Annotated in this window: 17 protein-coding genes; 3 read left to right on the forward strand and 14 right to left on the reverse strand. The window is 66.6% G+C overall.

Going from position 1 to position 15956, the window contains the following annotated elements; genetic code table 11:
* Positions 1-257: hypothetical protein (locus tag RWR81_RS09455; RefSeq protein WP_314457168.1), on the reverse strand; the 257-nt coding region annotated here is incomplete at its 3' end.
* 143 nt (positions 258-400) lie between these two features.
* Here RWR81_RS09455 and RWR81_RS09460 point away from each other — a divergent pair.
* From RWR81_RS09460 to RWR81_RS09470, 3 genes are all read left to right on the forward strand, one after another.
* Positions 401-1036, forward strand: a complete 636-nt coding sequence (locus RWR81_RS09460) for a DJ-1/PfpI family protein (protein WP_314457170.1) — start codon at positions 401-403, stop codon at positions 1034-1036.
* Entirely contained in the window at positions 1017-1484 is a 468-nt protein-coding gene (locus tag RWR81_RS09465) for a MarR family transcriptional regulator (protein ID WP_314457172.1), read from the forward strand. The genes RWR81_RS09460 and RWR81_RS09465 overlap by 20 nt, the downstream gene beginning before the upstream one ends.
* A gap of 88 nt (positions 1485-1572) precedes the next feature.
* Positions 1573-2283 carry an AraC family transcriptional regulator gene (locus tag RWR81_RS09470; protein WP_314457174.1) on the forward strand — a complete coding sequence of 237 codons (711 nt, stop codon included), beginning with the start codon at positions 1573-1575 and terminating at the stop codon, positions 2281-2283.
* Here RWR81_RS09470 and RWR81_RS09475 read toward each other — a convergent pair.
* The 13 genes from RWR81_RS09475 to RWR81_RS09535 form a co-directional block, all read right to left on the reverse strand.
* Positions 2220-2612 carry a VOC family protein gene (locus tag RWR81_RS09475; protein WP_314457175.1) on the reverse strand — a complete coding sequence of 131 codons (393 nt, stop codon included), beginning with the start codon at positions 2610-2612 and terminating at the stop codon, positions 2220-2222. The genes RWR81_RS09470 and RWR81_RS09475 overlap by 64 nt on opposite strands.
* A 190-nt stretch (positions 2613-2802) precedes the next feature.
* A complete protein-coding gene (locus tag RWR81_RS09480; RefSeq protein ID WP_314457177.1) occupies positions 2803-3111 on the reverse strand; it encodes a HepT-like ribonuclease domain-containing protein in 309 nt (102 codons plus the stop codon).
* Between the two features lie 34 nt (positions 3112-3145).
* Positions 3146-3451 carry a nucleotidyltransferase domain-containing protein gene (locus RWR81_RS09485; protein WP_314457179.1) on the reverse strand — a complete coding sequence of 102 codons (306 nt, stop codon included), beginning with the start codon at positions 3449-3451 and terminating at the stop codon, positions 3146-3148.
* Positions 3452-3553: 102 nt separating this feature from the next.
* Positions 3554-4450 (reverse strand): peptide chain release factor N(5)-glutamine methyltransferase, encoded by an 897-nt coding sequence (prmC, locus tag RWR81_RS09490; protein ID WP_314457181.1) that lies wholly within the window; start codon positions 4448-4450, stop codon positions 3554-3556.
* Complete coding sequence (gene prfA / locus RWR81_RS09495; RefSeq protein WP_314457208.1) at positions 4440-5534, reverse strand: peptide chain release factor 1; 1095 nt, start codon at positions 5532-5534, stop codon at positions 4440-4442. Before prfA ends, prmC begins: the two co-directional genes overlap by 11 nt.
* A 120-nt stretch (positions 5535-5654) precedes the next feature.
* Positions 5655-5867 (reverse strand): 50S ribosomal protein L31, encoded by a 213-nt coding sequence (rpmE, locus tag RWR81_RS09500; protein WP_003782958.1) that lies wholly within the window; start codon positions 5865-5867, stop codon positions 5655-5657.
* Between the two features lie 183 nt (positions 5868-6050).
* Positions 6051-8111 (reverse strand): transcription termination factor Rho, encoded by a 2061-nt coding sequence (gene rho / locus RWR81_RS09505; RefSeq protein WP_314457183.1) that lies wholly within the window; start codon positions 8109-8111, stop codon positions 6051-6053.
* Positions 8112-8488: 377 nt separating this feature from the next.
* A complete protein-coding gene (locus RWR81_RS09510; protein WP_314457197.1) occupies positions 8489-9274 on the reverse strand; it encodes a CE1759 family FMN reductase in 786 nt (261 codons plus the stop codon).
* A 1-nt stretch (position 9275) separates the two neighbouring features.
* Positions 9276-10424 (reverse strand): CE1758 family FMN-dependent luciferase-like monooxygenase, encoded by a 1149-nt coding sequence (locus RWR81_RS09515; RefSeq protein ID WP_314457199.1) that lies wholly within the window; start codon positions 10422-10424, stop codon positions 9276-9278.
* Positions 10425-10652: 228 nt separating this feature from the next.
* On the reverse strand, positions 10653-11555 hold the full coding sequence (thrB, locus tag RWR81_RS09520; protein WP_314457201.1) for a homoserine kinase: 903 nt from the start codon (positions 11553-11555) through the stop codon (positions 10653-10655).
* A gap of 1 nt (position 11556) precedes the next feature.
* Positions 11557-12885, reverse strand: coding sequence for a homoserine dehydrogenase (locus RWR81_RS09525; RefSeq protein ID WP_314457202.1), 1329 nt, complete (start codon positions 12883-12885; stop codon positions 11557-11559).
* Positions 12886-13136: 251 nt separating this feature from the next.
* Positions 13137-13304, reverse strand: coding sequence for a hypothetical protein (locus tag RWR81_RS09530; protein ID WP_314457204.1), 168 nt, complete (start codon positions 13302-13304; stop codon positions 13137-13139).
* 355 nt (positions 13305-13659) lie between these two features.
* Complete coding sequence (locus RWR81_RS09535) at positions 13660-15429, reverse strand: DUF5979 domain-containing protein (protein WP_314457206.1); 1770 nt, start codon at positions 15427-15429, stop codon at positions 13660-13662.
* Positions 15430-15956: the final 527 nt, after the last annotated feature.

The raw sequence follows: 15956 nt of genomic DNA on the forward strand, positions 1-15956 counted from the left end.
GCATTGGCCTGGGCCCGGGCGACCAGGGCGGAGACCTCGTCCTGACGCTCCTCCCAGGTGGGGGCTGCGGCGGCCTCGTCCTCGGGGGGCGGGGCGTCCTCGGGGCCCCAGTCCTCCTCCGGCGCCTCGACGTCGGCCCAGGAGTCGTCGTCGAAGGAGCCTCCGGTGGGGATGAGGGCGGGCAGCGCGGCCTCGGGCGGCGGCGCGGCCGCACCGCCGGAGCCGGGCATGGGCAGGGCACCGAAGAGGGAGTTCATCGCGTTCATCGTGGGGCCAAGCCTAGGCCAGGGCACTGACGCGTTCCGTGTTCTTCTCCGCCCCAACCCGATATTGACAGCACGCTGTCGATAATGACAGCATACTGTCGATAGATGGCGGAGTTAACCGAAGAGGAGCCGAGATGCGGACCATCGCCCTGTACACGACCGAGACCATGGCGGACTGGGAGTATGCCTACCTCACCACTCAGATCGCCGGCGCGGAGCAGCTCAAGCCCGGGCGCTTTCGGCTGCTGCTCGTGGGCGACGGCCTGGCGCCGGTGCGCACGCTCGGGAACCTGCCGCTGGCGCCGGAGGCCGACCTCGACGCGCTGGATGCACTGGCCGACGACGGCTCGCTCGCGGCCCTGGTCATTCCAGGAGGGGACCACTACGCAGCCGGGCACGAGCGGCTCATCAAGGCCGTCGACCGCCTCGTGGACAGCTCGGTTCCGGTGGCGGCGATCTGCGGCGCCACGCTCCTGCTGGCACGGGGCGGTTTCCTGGACGAGCGCCGCCACACCTCGAATGCCGCCTCATACCTGGAGGCCAGTGGATACCGCGGTGGTACGCACTACGAGGAGGCGCCAGTGGTGACCGACCGGGGTGTCACCACCGCCTCAGGCATCCACGCGATCCCCTTCACTGCGGAGGTCATGCGGATCACCGGGCTTGTGCCCGATACCATGGTCGACTCCTGGGAACAGGTCTTTCTCAACGCCCGGGAGAGGGACTACATGGCGCTCATGGAGGCGACCGATGCCTGGCAGAACACCTGAGGGGGACGCCCTCACCGCCCTGGTCCTTCCCGTCTTCGCACTCAACGGGGAGCTCCTGGAGGCGGCTGCGATGATCACGGCCCCGCATGAGCTGACCCCGGCCCGGTGGCAGGTGCTGGGCGCCGTCCTGGAGGAACCGCTACCGGTGGCTGAGATCGCCCGGCGGGTCGGACTGACGCGGCAGAGCGTGCAACGGGTGGCCAATGATGTCGTCGCGCAGGACTGGGCGCACTGGCAGCCCAATCCCGGGCGGCGCGGTCAGAACCTGCTCGTCATGACCGACAGGGGACGGCGAGCGATCGCGGCACTGACCGTGGAACAGCACGCCTGGGCCGACGCCGTCGGCCAGGAGATCGGAGAGAAGAACCTGACAACCCTGGGGACGCTGATCAGCAGGCTCACTGAAGCATCACACCGCTATCGACAAAGGACGAACGACGAGTGCTAACATCCCGGCAGGCAACCCCCGCCTCCCACCCGCAGCGAAGAAGTCGACGCCCCTGGACTCGCCTGGCTCTCGGCCCCACGATAGAGAGGTGTACTCCGAGACGGCCCTGAGTGAGCAGCGCACGCTCTGGCGATCGGCGGGCGGAAGCACCGCCACCATTCCCGCTGACGGATGCGTCGACCTCATCGTCCGCAGCGAGCAGGTGCTCCTGTGCGGCCCGCAGACTCGTGTCATCCACGCTCCTGCCGACGATGTTGACCCCACCGTCGGTTTGAGGCTGGAGGCGGGCACCGCTCGCAGAATCCTGCCCGTTGCACTCAGCGAGCTGAGGGACCGAGTAGTGGAGCTGCACACCGCGTTGGGTTCGGAGGCGGTTGCCCTGTACGACCTGATGATGCGAGCGAGCAACACTTCCCGGCCCGATCTGGTGCTCTCTGAGCTGCTTGTCGACCAGGCGCAGCCGTGGGTGGTGACGACGCGCCGACTCGCCCGGGCCGGAGTGTCAGCCCGGGAGGCCGCCCGGGCTCTGGACTGGTCGGAGCACACGCTGCGCAGACGAATGCTGGAGGCCTTCGGCTACGGGTACACCACTCTGGCACGCATTGAGCGAGTATTCCGAGCTCGCTCGCTTCTCCAGCGAGGACTTTCGCCGGCCTATGTCTCAGCGATGACGGGTTATGCTGATCAGCCGCATCTGACCCGCGAGTTCGCGCACTTGGTCGGGGTGACGCCGGCTCAGTTCTCCAAGGCCGCGAAGAGGTCGACGCTATTGCCATCGGGATCGAGCACCGTGGCGTAGCGCTGCCCCCAGGGGGCGTCCCATGGCTCGGTACGGCCTTCGTATCCTGCTCCGGTGAGCCTGGCGTAGGTGGCGTCCACGGCGTTCACCGTCCCCTGGTCAAAGGCCAAGGCGATGCGATGACCTCCCGAGGGCAACTCATAACCGGGATCAAGACGGCGAATGAGGTCGATGGTGTCCCATGCGAGAACGGTGCCGTCTTCGAGCCTGGTATCGACATGCGGCTCGTCGCTCCTTTCAGGAACAGGCGCTCCAAGCAGACGGTAGAAGGCGAGCGAGGTGGACATATTGCGAGTCACGATGCCGATGAATCCGAGTCGTAGTGCCATAGCGATACCGTATGCCACCTACGACATCCCGTCTTGAACAGAACGGCCACGTCCAACTGGACTCCCTGACACGCCTGATCAGTCCGCATACGCTCGAACTGCGGCGTCTCAGCTCACCGAGTGCGAGAGAGCATCACGCAGCCGAAACAAGTACCCGCCGCTGTCGGGCTCGGGTAGGCCTTCGGCGCCGTCACTCAGGCCAATGAGTGTCCTGGAGCATATCAGCCAAGATCGTCTCAAGCATCACTACACGAGTCGTCGCCGCAGCCCAAACGAGCTGACTATCCACACTCCCATACTCATGAGCAATAATATTACGCAGTCCAATAATTGGATGAATGTCAGGAATTTGGTTAACCGTTTGTGGATCAGATTTCCTCACCCTATTCAGCGCCTTACCGAGGATCTCGACCTGCCGTTCGACAGCGGAACTCAACATCAGGTCTGACAGGTACTCCTCTTCACTCACACCCTGCGTGAATCGTCGCAGGGCTCGCAACGCCTGAAGAGCATCTCAGATGTGAGCATAGGACTCAGGCCGCATAGACATCCTCAGCACCCCTCAGCACCGAGGACTTGAAGTAAGGATTCTTGACCGACTCTGCAACGACCAGGTCAATCTTCCCGCCGAAGATCCTCGTCAACTCATCCCGCAGACCGAAGAAATCAGCAAATCGATCATTACGACCCGCTTGGAAATCAACAAGAAAGTCAATGTCGCTGGTATGGGGATCGAAATGATCGGTAAGTACCGACCCGAAAACACGCAATCGAGCAACACCGAACCGGGCGCATGCCTCCGCCAGCGCCTTGGTATCGATCGTCACTTTAACCGCCACCGAACTATTCTCTCAGAACCGCAGAACTATGACCAGAGTATCCAGCACGCCAGCTGCAGAGGCGGCAGGCGGCCCGAGCACTGCTGGCCCCGCCTGCGGGGCTTACCGCACGGCGCGCAGATAGCGGTCGCGGCCGGTGAGGTCCTGGCCGGTCTCGGCCTGCTTGAACCCGGCCCCGAGCGCGGCCGCGCGCAGCAGCGCCCCCTGCTCGTGGTCGTGCTCCATGACGAGCACCCCACCGGTGCGCAGCAAGGCGACCGAGCGTACGAGAACATCGATCGGGATATCCAGTCCCTCGGGCCCCCCGCCGTAGAGTGCCACGGTGGGCTCGTGCTGGGCCGTTTCAGCGTCCTCCACGGCGCCGGCCGGAACGTAGGGCGGGTTGGAGACGACGACGTCGATCTGTCCGTTGAGGTCGTGGAGGACCAGAGGATCGGTGGCGTCGGCGTGGATCACCTCGACGCGTCCGGGCACCAACCGCTCGCAGTTCTCGCGGGCCAGGGCGGCGGCCGTCTCACTGATCTCGACGGCAACCACTCGGGCGCCAGGCACCTCCTTGGCGACGCAGGCGGCGATCGCGCCCGAGCCGGTGCACAGGTCAGCGGTGAGGACCACTCCCCCGCCGCCGGCCATGACCTCTCGGGCGGCCTCGATGGCGGCTCCGGCCACCACCTCGGTCTCCGGGCGCACGATGAACACGCCGGGACGGCTGATGAGCTCGGCGCCCCGCAGCCACATGCGCCCGATGATGTGCTGGAGGGGCTCGCGGCACTCACGGCGCAGCACCAAGGCGTCATACGCGGCCGGGAAGTCGCCGTCGGCGCCGTCGGCCAGGAGGAGGGCCCGCCCCAACAGGTGCTCGGCCAGGATCCGGGCGTCGACCTGGGGGCTGGTCACCCCGGCAGCCGCCAGTCGCCCGGCCGCCTGGCGCACCAGCGCCCGCAGCCCGTAGCGGTCCACCGCGCCCGCTACCGTGCCACCGCACAGTTCAGGAACCACTGCCCTCACCCACCTGGGATAATCGTTCAGCCTCGTCCATGGCGATGGCAGAGGCGATCACCGGGCCGAGGTCGCCATCGAGGACAGCATCGAGGTTGTAGGCCTTGAAGCCGGTGCGATGGTCTGCGATCCGGTTCTCAGGGAAATTGTAGGTTCGGATTCGCTCGGAGCGGTCCACAGTGCGCACCTGACTGCGACGGGCCTGTGCGGCCTCGGCGGCGGCGGCCGCCGCCCGCTCGGCCAGGAGGCGGGCCCGCAGGACCCGCATGGCCGCCTCCTTGTTCTGCAACTGGGACTTCTCGTTCTGCATGGACACGACGATCCCCGTGGGCAAGTGGGTGATGCGTACGGCCGAGTCGGTGGTGTTGACGCTCTGGCCCCCGGGCCCCGAGGAGCGGAAGACGTCGATGCGCAGGTCGGTGGCGTCGATCTGGAGCTCGCCGGGGTCATCGGCCTCCGGCATGACCAGGACACCGGCCGCGGAGGTGTGGATGCGCCCCTGGGACTCGGTGACCGGGACACGCTGGACGCGGTGGACGCCGCCCTCGTACTTCAGGTGCGCCCACACCCCGTCCTGGGGCTCTACGGGCCCTCGGGTCTTGATGGCCAGCCTCACGTCCTTGTAGCCACCCAGGTCGGATTCGGTGGCGTCGAGGACCTCCACCGCCCACCCCTGTCTCTCGGCATAGCGGGAGTACATCCGAGCCAGGTCGGAGGCGAACAGTGCCGACTCCTCACCGCCCTCACCGGCCTTGACCTCGATGATGACGTCGCGGGCGTCGTCGGGGTCCCGGGGCACGAGGACCTCGCGCAAGCGCTCACCGGCCTCGATCGCAGCGGCCTCAAGCGCCGGGACCTCGGCGGCGAAGTCCTCGTCCTCCGCGGCCAGCTCGCGGGCGTCGGCCAGGTCTGCGCTGGCCGACTGCCAGGCCCGGTAGGCTGACACGACCCTGCCCAACTCAGCGTAGCGGCGCCCCAGCCGACGCATGGCACCGGGATCAGAGGCCGCGGGCCCAGCCATCTCGGCCTCGATATCCGCGTACTCGGCCAGGAGCGGCTCGGCGGCGGAGAAGTCCTCACTCATGGACTCGGGTTCTTTCATAGGATAGGGCTCGCGGTGCCATGCACCCGCGATAGGCGTATCGATATGCAGACGACGCCGACGGCGGCTCTGGGAGCCGGCCGCCGGCGTCGTCGCACGCGGCTACTTGCTGCGCTTGCCGTACCGGGCCTCGAAGCGGGCAACACGGCCACCGGTGTCGAGGATCTTCTGCTTGCCGGTGTAGAAGGGGTGGCAGGCCGAGCACACGTCCACGCGGATCTCACCGGAGGTGACGGTGGAGCGGGTCTCAAAGGTGTTGCCACAGGTGCACGTGACCGTGGTGGCCACGTAGTCGGGGTGGATGCCCTGCTTCATAGGTTTCTCCTTAAGCGTCAGAGGGTCCCGGGTCCCACGCGGAAGCGCAGGTGAACCGGAGGCCAGCAGAGGATTGTGCCACCGACCATCGTGGCCGCACAACGGTTGTGGCACGTGACAACCGGCACCTTCCCGGAAGCCGAGTTCGTCGGATCCAGCCGGTCCGAGTCGGTTCCGTGGGCGCTACTCGTCCTCACCATCGGCCAAGGAGGTGCCGGCCGGGGTGGTCTTGGACAGGACCATGAGGAACTCGGCGTTGGACTGGGTGTCCTTGAGCTTGGACAGCACCAGCTCGAGGGCCTGCTGCTGCTCGAGCCCGGCGAAGAGCCGGCGCAGGCGCCACATGATCTTGAGCTGGGCGGGGTCGATGAGCAGCTCCTCGCGGCGGGTGCCGGAGGCGGCCACGTCCACGGCCGGGAAGATGCGCTTGTCGGCGAGCTGGCGCGACAGCCGCAGCTCCATGTTTCCGGTGCCCTTGAACTCCTCGAAGATGACCTCGTCCATCTTGGAGCCGGTCTCCACCAGGGCGGTGGCCAGGATGGTCAGGCTTCCGCCGTTCTCCACGTTGCGGGCAGCACCGAAGAAGCGCTTGGGCGGATAGAGGGCGGAGGCGTCCACACCGCCGGAGAGGATCCGGCCGCTGGCCGGGGCGGCCAGGTTGTAGGCGCGCCCGAGCCTGGTGATGGAGTCCAGAAGCACAACGACGTCCTGGCCCAGCTCCACAAGACGCTTGGCGCGCTCGATGGCCAGCTCGGCCACGATCGTGTGGTCGGAGGCGGGGCGGTCGAAGGTGGAGGCGATGACCTCCCCCTTGACGGTGCGCTGCATGTCGGTGACCTCCTCGGGGCGCTCGTCGACGAGCACGACCATGAGGTGGGCCTCGGGGTTGTTGACGCTGATGGCGTTGGCGATCTGCTGCAGGATGATCGTCTTACCCGCCTTGGGCGGGGAGACTATGAGTCCGCGCTGGCCCTTGCCGATGGGCGAGACCAGGTCGATGATCCGCGGAGTGACGGCCTTGGGCGTGGTCTCCAGGCGCAGCTGCTCCTGGGGATAGAGGGGGGTCAGCTTGGCGAACTCGGGGCGGCGCCTGGAGCGCTCGGCGTCCATGCCATTGACGGTCTCGACGCTGACCATGGGGTTGTACTTGACCCGGCCGGCGCGGTTCTGACGGCGGTTGTTGCGCCCGCCCTGGTGGGGCGTGGAGGACTCCGAGCCCTCACGGACCCAGCCGGTCACGGCGTCGCCGGCACGCAGACCGTTGTCCTTGATGAGCTGGTTGGAGACGTAGACGTCCTTGGGCCCGGGCAGATACCCGGAGGTGCGCAGATAGGCGTGCTGGTTGTCGGTGACATCCAAGATGCCGGCCACCGGCAGGAGAACCTCATCCTCGCGCGACTGATTGCGATTCTGCCGGCCACCGTTGTTGTCACGGTGCTCGCGGTTGCCATCACGCTCATCGCGATCGAAGCGGTCACGTCCGCGCTTGCGGCCCCGACGGCGGCGCCCGCCACGCTCGTCGTCGTAACCTTCGATCTCGTCGTGGCCGTCGCGGTTCCTGCGAGAGCGCTCCTGAGGCTCGACGACAGAAGTGCCGGTGGCGTCGGCCAGGTCCCGCATGAGAGCGGCCTTGGCGTCAGCGTGGTCCTCAGGCGAGTCGGTGCGGGGCTCCCGGGAGGCTCGTTCCTGGTTCTCAGGGGCCCCGGCGGCGGCCTGGACGCGCCTGCGGCCGCGACGCACCTGGTCACGGGACGAGCGCTCACCGCGCTCGTAGCGACCAGAGGAGTCGCCTCCGTCAGTGGCCTCGGTGCGGTCGGAGCGTTCGGTGCGGTCGCGCCACCGACTGCGTGCGGGGCGTTCCTCGTCACCGGAGGTGCCGGACCGGTCGGGCAGGTCGATACCCAGGTCCAGGGCAGGTGGGGACTGGTCTCCCTCCCCGGGGGCGCCGGAGGCCGCAGTGGCTCGACGACGACGCGGCCGCGCCGAGCCGGCCGCCTCCACCGGCTCAGGCGAGGGTGTTTCGGAGGAGGAGTCGGAGGCGTCGGTCGTAACGGCATCGGAAGAGCCGTTCGATGCGCCGCGGGAGTCGGGGGTGGAGGAGCTGCGCGCCTGACGGATGGCGGCGACGAGCTCGCTCTTTCGCATGCGGGAGATGCCCTTGAGGCCCATGGAGCCGGCAAGCGAGTGGAGCTCGGCCAAACGCATGGTGGAAAGCGAGGGCTGGGCGCTGGAGGTCTCGGTCACGAGTGTCCTAACGGTGTGATGACGCTCCGCGGGAGGAGACGTTCAACTGGGGAGACTCCCCCGGAATCGTTCACGGGGAGGGCCATGCACTGCCGGTTCATGCTGAGGCATGACCCTCAGGTCCGGGGTGATGAGGTCAGCGGCGTGGTGCAATCCGCGCGGCCGACGGCGTCAGCATAGCAGCCCCTTCGCGCTGCGCCTAACGGAACGGCAGTGAGCAACGCCGGGGACGCCACCGTTAATCCACCCAGGACGTCTCTCGCCACCACCCCGACACCGGTGGGGCCGACCGCACGTACGACCGACCCCACCGGAATAATCGGCTTGGGCACGCCCGAGGCGGCTCTCGTCCCTCCAGCAGTCCTCAAGCTCACGGCTCAGCGACCTGCTAGAAGCGTACCCATGGGCGCGAAGTCGGCCAGCGGATCGACCGGCGCCTGGCGCGGGAAGCGTTCCATGAGCGTGGCCAGCTCCCGCCCCGCCCGGGCCACGCGCTCACTCAAGGGAGCCTCTGGCCTCTCGGAGGATGACGGTGTCCGCCAGGCCGCGCCGAAGTCCTCACTGGCCGCGAAGACGGCGGTCTGCGTCGGCAGGGCCTTCATGTAGGCGACCAGCGGCCGCAGCGCCATCTCGGTGACAAGACTGTGCCGCGCAGTGCCGGCCGTCGCCCCCAGCAGGACGGGGACGCCCTCAAGCGTGCCGGCCGGCAGCACATCCATGGCGGACTTGAACAGTCCGGAGTAGGAGGCCTGAAAGACCGGGCTGACAAGGATGACGCCGTCGGCGGCGAACAGGGCGTCGATCACCGTCTGCAGGTCGGCAGACACCGGTCCACCCACACTGGCCAGGGCGATGTCCTTGACCAGGGGCCTGAGCCCGATGACCTCGATGCTGGCGAGGCGGGAGTCGGACTCCAGGGCCTTGCGGGCCGACTCGGCCAGACGCTCGGCGAGCATCTGGGAGGTCGAGGGCTCCGAGACCCCGGCGTGCAGAGCCACGATCCGGCTCAGACGCCCCATCTGGGTATTGGCGTAGGCGTCATAGGTCGGCGATCCGGCCAGGGACTGGGTTCCCCCGAACGGGGTGACGGGTGCAGTCGAGTCAGCGGTCATGTCATCCGTCTCCTGCTTGCCACTCGTTGCGTCAAAGGTTTCCCGGGCCATCTCAGATCCTCACCTTCCGGCCCGTGAGCGGGTCGAACTCGTTGGACATGGAGAAGGGCTCTTCAGCCGGGGGCTCGGTGCCCTCCAGCAGGGCCCGGTGGCGCGGGTGGAGCGGTGCGTCCGGAACGCGCTTGGGTTTGGTGGGCTCCAGCTCGGCGCGCAGTGCCGGGACGATCTCGGAACCCAGGTACTCGATCTGCTTCATGATCTCCTTGTGCGGGACGCCACCCAGGTCCACGTTGAAGGCCTGACGCTGGTAGTCGCCGATCGCGTCCCGGTAGGTCAGGTACTTCTCCACGATCTGCTCGGGCGTGCCGACGGCGAGAGGCGTGTGCTGCGTCATCTCCTCCAGAGCCGCACCCTGGTAGACGTAGGTGTTACGGAAGTAGGGGGTGTAGCGCTCGATGGCCTCGACCTCGCTCCTGGCGGCGAAGATCTGTCCGCCCAGGCCCACGATCGCTTGCTCGGGCTCGCCATGGCCGTAGAAGGCGAAGCGCTCGCGGTAGAGGTCGACCATCTTCTTGACGTGGTCGATGGGCCAGAAGATGTTGTTGTGCAGGTAGCCGTCTCCGTAGTAGGCGGCCTGCTCGGCGATCTGGGGAGAGCGGATGGAGGCGTGCCACACGAAGGGCGGGACACCGTCGAGCGGACGGGGCATGGAGGTGAAGTCCTGCAGCGCGGTGCGGAACTCGCCCTCCCAGTCCACGTTGGTCTCACGCCACAGGCGGCGCAGCAGGTCGTAGTTCTCCACCGCGAGCGAGATGCCCTTGCGGATGTCCTTGCCGAACCAGGGGTAGACCGGTCCGGTGTTACCGCGCCCCATCATGAGGTCCACGCGTCCGTCGGAGAGGTGCTGGAGGTAGGCGTACTCCTCAGCCAAACGCACCGGGTCGTTGGTGGTGATGAGGGTGGTCGCGGTGGTCAGTAGCAGCTTGTCCGTACGTGCGGCGATGTTGGCCAGCAGGGTCGGGGGCGACGACGGCGCGAAGGGCGGGTTGTGGTGCTCCCCGGTGGCGAAGAAGTCCAGGCCCACCTGCTCGGCCAGGACCGCCATCTCAACAGTGTTCTTGATGCGCTGGTGCTCACTGGGGGGCTTGCCGGTGGCCGGGTCGGTGGTGATGTCTCCAACCGTGAAGATTCCGAACTGCATGCGACGTCCTCGCTGTTCCTGCACTGGTTCTACGTGATCTCTTGTGTACTGATGGAACCGGAGACATCTATAGTTTATTTCTCAACTACCTGAGTGTGACGCGCTTCCCACGCGAGAACGTGACACTACCGCCTCACCGGGGAGCCGAGGCGAACGCAGATCGCGGGCGCCCTCGGACTCGGGGACGCCCGCGATCAAGAAAGCGGAAGAAGAAGCCGTTCGCACGGATCAGGAGGTCAGCACCGCACCACGGATGTCGATGCCGGGACTGAGCACGCTCCAGCCGTGGTTCTCCAGGGTGAAGCGGGTCTGCTCGGCCAGGGTGGACAGGACCAGCACCGTGGGCCCCGCCCCGGAGATGACCGCCGGGTATCCCTGTTCGCGCAGGGAGTCCATGACCGCCATGGAGGCCGGAAGAACCCCGCGCCGGTACTCCTGGTGGAGTCGGTCCTCGGTACCGGCCATGAGCAGGTCGGGGCGCCCGGCGAGCGCCAGCATGAGCACAGCCGCCCGGGAGGTGTTGAACAGGGCGTCCTCACGCGGAACGGAGACGGGCAGGACCTGGCGGGCCTCCTTGGTGGACAGACGCGTGGTCGACGGCGGAATGAGCAGGCTCACCCCGAGTGAGGCGTCCACCGGCATGGGCGCCATGCGCGGGTGCCCGCCACGCTCGACCCAGGCGACAGTAGCTCCTCCGAAGACGGCGGGGGCGACATTGTCAGGGTGCCCCTCGAAGTCAGTGGCCAGGGAGAAGATGCGGTCGTCACTCAAGGCATCGGGCTCAGCGATGAGGCCACGCGCCAGCATGAGCCCGGCCACCGCAGCACTGGCCGAGGATCCCATGCCTCCACCATGAGGGATCCGATTGACGCAGCGCATCTCGAAGCCGGCCTGCGGGGCACCAACGGCGTCCAGGCCGGCCCGCAGCGCCTGCACGACGAGATTGTCGTCGTCGGTGGGCACCGTCTCCGCACCGACACCCTCGACGATGACGCGGGTCACGCCGGTGATCGGACGTACCGAGACCTCGTCGTAGTAGCGGAAGGCCATGCCGAAGGAGTCGAAACCCGGTCCCATGTTCGCCGTCGTGGCCGGAACACGGACGGCGGCGCGTTCATAGACGATGCGCATCTCACTCGCCCTCGACGCGTTGGATGGAGACGATCTCGGCGACCCGGTCCGACGATCGCAGCCCCTCCACGGCGGCGTCGAGGTGGAAGACGGGCGCCGGGTGGGTCACGAAGGTGACGACGGCCTGATCCTCACTGCCGTCCGCGGTGACGTAGGCGCTCTGGCGCACCGAGTTGATGGAGACGCCGTTGTCAGCGAAGACGGAGGCCATGGCGGCCAGGGAGCCAACGGCGTCGTCGGCTCGCAGCTGGATCTGGTAGCGGGTGACGGCCGCCTCGGGGCCGAGGACCGGCAGGTGGGCGTAGGAGGACTCGCGGGGGGCCTGGCCGCCGTGGACCCGGTGAGCGGCGGCGGCGACGACGTCGGACAGGACCGCGGAGGCGGTCGGGGCTCCCCCGGCACCCTGTCCGTAGAACATGAGGCGCCCGGCACTCTCGGCCTCGACGAGGACGGCGTTGTATGCGCCGTGGACGCTGGCCAGCGGGTGGTCATCGGGCACGAGGGCGGGGTGAACGCGCACGGAGACGCCGTGGGCGTGCTCGTCCTCGCGGCGCTGGGCGATGGCGAGCAGCTTGAGCTCACAGCCCGAGGCGTGGGCCTCGCGGATGTCGTCGGTAGTGATGGCGCGGATGCCCTCGACGGAGACGTCGTCGAGACCCACGCGGGTGTGGAAGGCCAGTGAGGCGATGATGGCGGCCTTGGCGGCGGCGTCCAGGCCGTCGACGTCGGCGGTGGGATCGGCCTCGGCATAGCCCAGCTCCTGGGCGGTGGCCAGGGCGGTCTCGAAGGACAGGCCCTTGGTACTCATCTCGTCGAGGATGTAGTTGGTGGTGCCGTTGACGATGCCTAGCACGCTGGTGACACGGTCGCCGGCCATCGACTCGCGCAACGCGTAGACGACCGGGATGGCGCCGGCGACGGCCGCCTCGTAGTAGAAGTCGGTGCCGGCCGCCGCCGCGGCCGCGTAGAGCTCGGGGCCATGGGCGGCGATGAGGGCCTTGTTGCCGGTGATGACGCTGGCTCCGGCCTTGAAGGCGGCCAGGATGAGGGTGCGGGCCGGCTCGATACCGCCGATGAGCTCGATGACCAGGTCATTCCCGGTGGCGACGGCGGTGGCGTCATCGGTAAGAAGGTCTCGGGGCACCGAGACGTCGCGTGGCGCGTTGACATCGCGCACGGCAACACCCGTGATCTCAAGGCGTGCGCCGGAGCGGGCGGCGAAGTCCTCGGCCTGCTCGGTGAGCAGGCGGATGACCTGGCTGCCAACGGTCCCGGCGCCGAGGACGCCGACGGAGAGGGTGCGCTGGGCGGGTGAGAGCTCCTGAGCCACGGGATGACCACCTTGCTGTGTTGCGTGCCGTGCGCGGGCACTTCGACTGGGTGATGCGATGGGTCCGGGTACGGCAGGAACAGGTGACCTGCGGTCCACTCATGCAGACCATCGCTGCGGGCCAGCATAAGGGCCATCGACCTCGGAACGCTTGCGCATCCGCCTGCAGGAATGTCGTAAGCCTATTCACGCCTTGGCCCAACGAGAATCCGATCATCAGGGCTACGGTGCCTCGGAGGCACTGAAGTCTCTCAGCGCCGCCAGAGGATCTGTTTGAGCAGCCGGCCGAACACCCGCCCCAGACCCGTGGATGTCGGGGTGGCCAGGTCGTCGGATCGTCCCCAGGCCGGCGGAGGCTGCTCCAGGGAGGAGACGAAGGAGGTCAGTGGGGACGGTGAAGACGATGTGGTTGCGCTCATGGCTCCAGACTAGAAACCAGTCCGTCACTATGGTGACCCCCGGGAGAAGGATTGGTGGGGAGGGATTCTCCTCCTTGAGGCTGAGCCGTTTACGCGGTCGTCTCATACCTGAGTTGGCTCATTTGTTGTCGTTGGTGGATGTTGTTGAGGGGCATGGGGGTGCCCCTGCAACCACGCCAAGCCGATCACCCCACCATAAGCCACGTCAGGGCATCCTCCCGGATCCCACCATAGGTGGAACATGGACAAGATCGCGGGGACCGAGGCACGACAGTGGCCCCGTCCCGGTTCATCCGGGACGGGGCCACTGTTGTGCCTCCATGAGGGATCAGACTCGAGACGCGGTCAACCGCGTTCAGGAGGTCTTGTGACGGCGGGCCATCAGTAGGGCGCCGCCTCCAACGCCCGCACCTGCGAGGAGCAGGAGCGCCACGGTGTTAGCACCGGTGTGGGCCAGCGGGGGGTTGCTGGTCGGCTTCTTCGGGGTGGCTGTGGGCGGAACCGGCGCACCCGGGGTGCTCGGTGGAGCGGCGGGCGGAGCCGCGGTGGCCGGCGGGTTCGACTCACTCGGCGGCAACTGGGTGGCGGGCGGAGTCGTGGTGGTCGTGGTGGTCGTCGTGTTGGTCAGGGAGACCTTGACGAGTTCCTGGTCGCGGATGGTGAAGGTGTTGACCTTCTGACCGTCCACGGAGAAGACCGGCTCACCCCAGCCGTAACCCGAGGCGGCGGGCTGAGCCTTTGACGTGTCCTCACTCAGGGTGATCTTGGTACCCACGGGGAAGGTCCCGTCGAAGACAGCCGTCTCACCCGGCTTGACAGTGATGGAGGATGTTCCGGTGCGGCCCTCGCCGGTGGGCTTCTGGCCCTCGGGAGCCTTCCAGCCCGTGAAGGAGCTGGCGGCATCCGGCAGTTCGTAGGCCACATCAACGACGAAGGATGAGCCTGCGGCCTGTGCGGCGGCCTCACCCTCGACGACCTTGGTCAGGTTGAAGCCGCCGAAGCCGGGCTCCATCTGGACCGAGATGTCGAAGTACTGGGTGTAGGACTGCTGCTTGGTACTGGTCAGATCCGTACCCTTGAGATTGACGGAGTTCTCGTAGGAGGCGCCTTGGGTGGCGGCGACGGCCTTACCGTTGGCGTCCACGAAGGAGACCGGGTACTCAATGGTGAAGTTGGTGCCGTTCTGGAACGGACCGGTGACCTCGTAGGTGGCCGTGCGGCCGTCCTGGGAGTAGCTGGCCTTGAGGTCGAAGTCACCGTGCTCAGTGGTGGAGTCCTGTCCGGCGGCGTTGGTCAGCGGGATCGCCCCGCCGTCCCCGGGACGCAGGAAAAGGACAGTGCGGCTGGCGTCGGCCTGCTCGAAGTTCATGCCGCCACCGAGGGTGTCGGTGAAGACAATGGTCTGCCTGGAGCCGTCAAATGTCTTGCCGAGCTTGTCACCAGTGGTCTGGTTGGCCCCGAAGTTCACGCCCCAGGTCAACCCCTTGTAGTTGTTGTAGAAGGTGGAGGCCCACTTGGTGAGCTCCCAGTTGCCCTCCTTGGGACCACCGATTCCACCGCCACCAGGAAGGGGGACTGCGGTGGTCACACCATTGGCAGTCAGATTAACGCTCGCGGCATCAGTGGTTTGGGCGATCGAGACCAGAGCGGAACCGTTGCCCTTGAAGTTGTGGAAGCCTTCGGCCTTCAACTCGTCAACCTTCGAGTTGAAGGTGCAGGTGACATCCTTGGTGGTAAGGGTGCAGGTGCCGACCTCAACATCCTTCCCGCCATGGTTGACGGTCATCGGATGGGTGTCGTTGTTCCGCAGGTTGGTGAAGTACTCACCCAGACCGATGGTGAAGGAGTCACCTGACTTGAGGTTGGCGTCGACACCATTCCAGTCGAAGCTCAGGCGGGCGAGGTCGTAGTGCTCGAGTTTTCCGTCCTGCTCAACGTTGTTGCCGTCCACACGCGTCAGGGACAGGTTGGAAACACTGATGCTCTTGTTCTCGTCGGCGCTGGCCTGGGACGAGATCTGAGACATGATCGCGACAAGGAGGAGAGCGAGGATGGCAGCGAAGCCCCTCACCGCCCCTCCCGAGAGGGCCGGCCGAGAGGCGGCGCCCGTGGACATTGTGTTCATGGGATCTCCGGATTCCTGGCATAGATGACAAAGGTCTGCCTCGTGAACCATCACCGGACACATCCGCCCCGTCCAAGGAGGCGGAAAGAGCGTCCCGTGATGACCAGGGCCACTGTGTCACAAACCGACTGTTTGGGAACAGTGAACAGACAAAACTCGCACTAGGTCACAATTTCAACACAACTGTGATCTAGATTCCAGGCAACCCACACCACCACCGTTTATAGGCATCATACAAGATTCATGAGCTGGACCCGTTATGGTACTGCACCTCCCCTATCAGGCAGACCTCATTGTGGTTGTTCCAGTCCTCCAAACAGGTGGCCTTCAGGTTGACTGAGGCGCTGCTCCGCTCAGAGCTCTCCCAGGTCAGCGCGTTTTTGGCTCAGGCGCTTGAGATTCTCTTCAGAGGTTGACACATCCTGCCGGGCCTCCGGAGTCCCCAACAACTCCTCCAACCCCCGCCGGACCTCCAGCGACTCCCGGTAAGCCGCCTCCGCCACGCCCCACTCACCACGAACCTCAGC

It is taken from the genome of uncultured Actinomyces sp. (genome assembly GCF_963526355.1).
In the GTDB taxonomy this organism is placed as follows: Bacteria; Actinomycetota; Actinomycetes; order Actinomycetales; family Actinomycetaceae; genus Actinomyces.

Bases quoted from the DNA above. Each gene is read 5' to 3' on its own strand.
- RWR81_RS09515 (WP_314457199.1), bottom strand. From the start codon at position 10,424: ATGCAGTTCGGAATCTTCACGGTTGGAGACATCACCACCGACCCGGCC.
- RWR81_RS09460 (WP_314457170.1), top strand. From the start codon at position 401: ATGCGGACCATCGCCCTGTACACGACCGAGACCATGGCGGACTGGGAG.
- RWR81_RS09510 (WP_314457197.1), bottom strand. From the start codon at position 9,274: ATGGCCCGGGAAACCTTTGACGCAACGAGTGGCAAGCAGGAGACGGAT.
- RWR81_RS09475 (WP_314457175.1), bottom strand. From the start codon at position 2,612: ATGGCACTACGACTCGGATTCATCGGCATCGTGACTCGCAATATGTCC.
- RWR81_RS09465 (WP_314457172.1), top strand. From the start codon at position 1,017: ATGCCTGGCAGAACACCTGAGGGGGACGCCCTCACCGCCCTGGTCCTT.
- thrB (WP_314457201.1), bottom strand. From the start codon at position 11,555: ATGCGCATCGTCTATGAACGCGCCGCCGTCCGTGTTCCGGCCACGACG.
- prfA (WP_314457208.1), bottom strand. From the start codon at position 5,534: ATGAGTGAGGACTTCTCCGCCGCCGAGCCGCTCCTGGCCGAGTACGCG.
- RWR81_RS09535 (WP_314457206.1), bottom strand. From the start codon at position 15,429: ATGAACACAATGTCCACGGGCGCCGCCTCTCGGCCGGCCCTCTCGGGA.
- RWR81_RS09530 (WP_314457204.1), bottom strand. From the start codon at position 13,304: ATGAGCGCAACCACATCGTCTTCACCGTCCCCACTGACCTCCTTCGTC.
- rpmE (WP_003782958.1), bottom strand. From the start codon at position 5,867: ATGAAGCAGGGCATCCACCCCGACTACGTGGCCACCACGGTCACGTGC.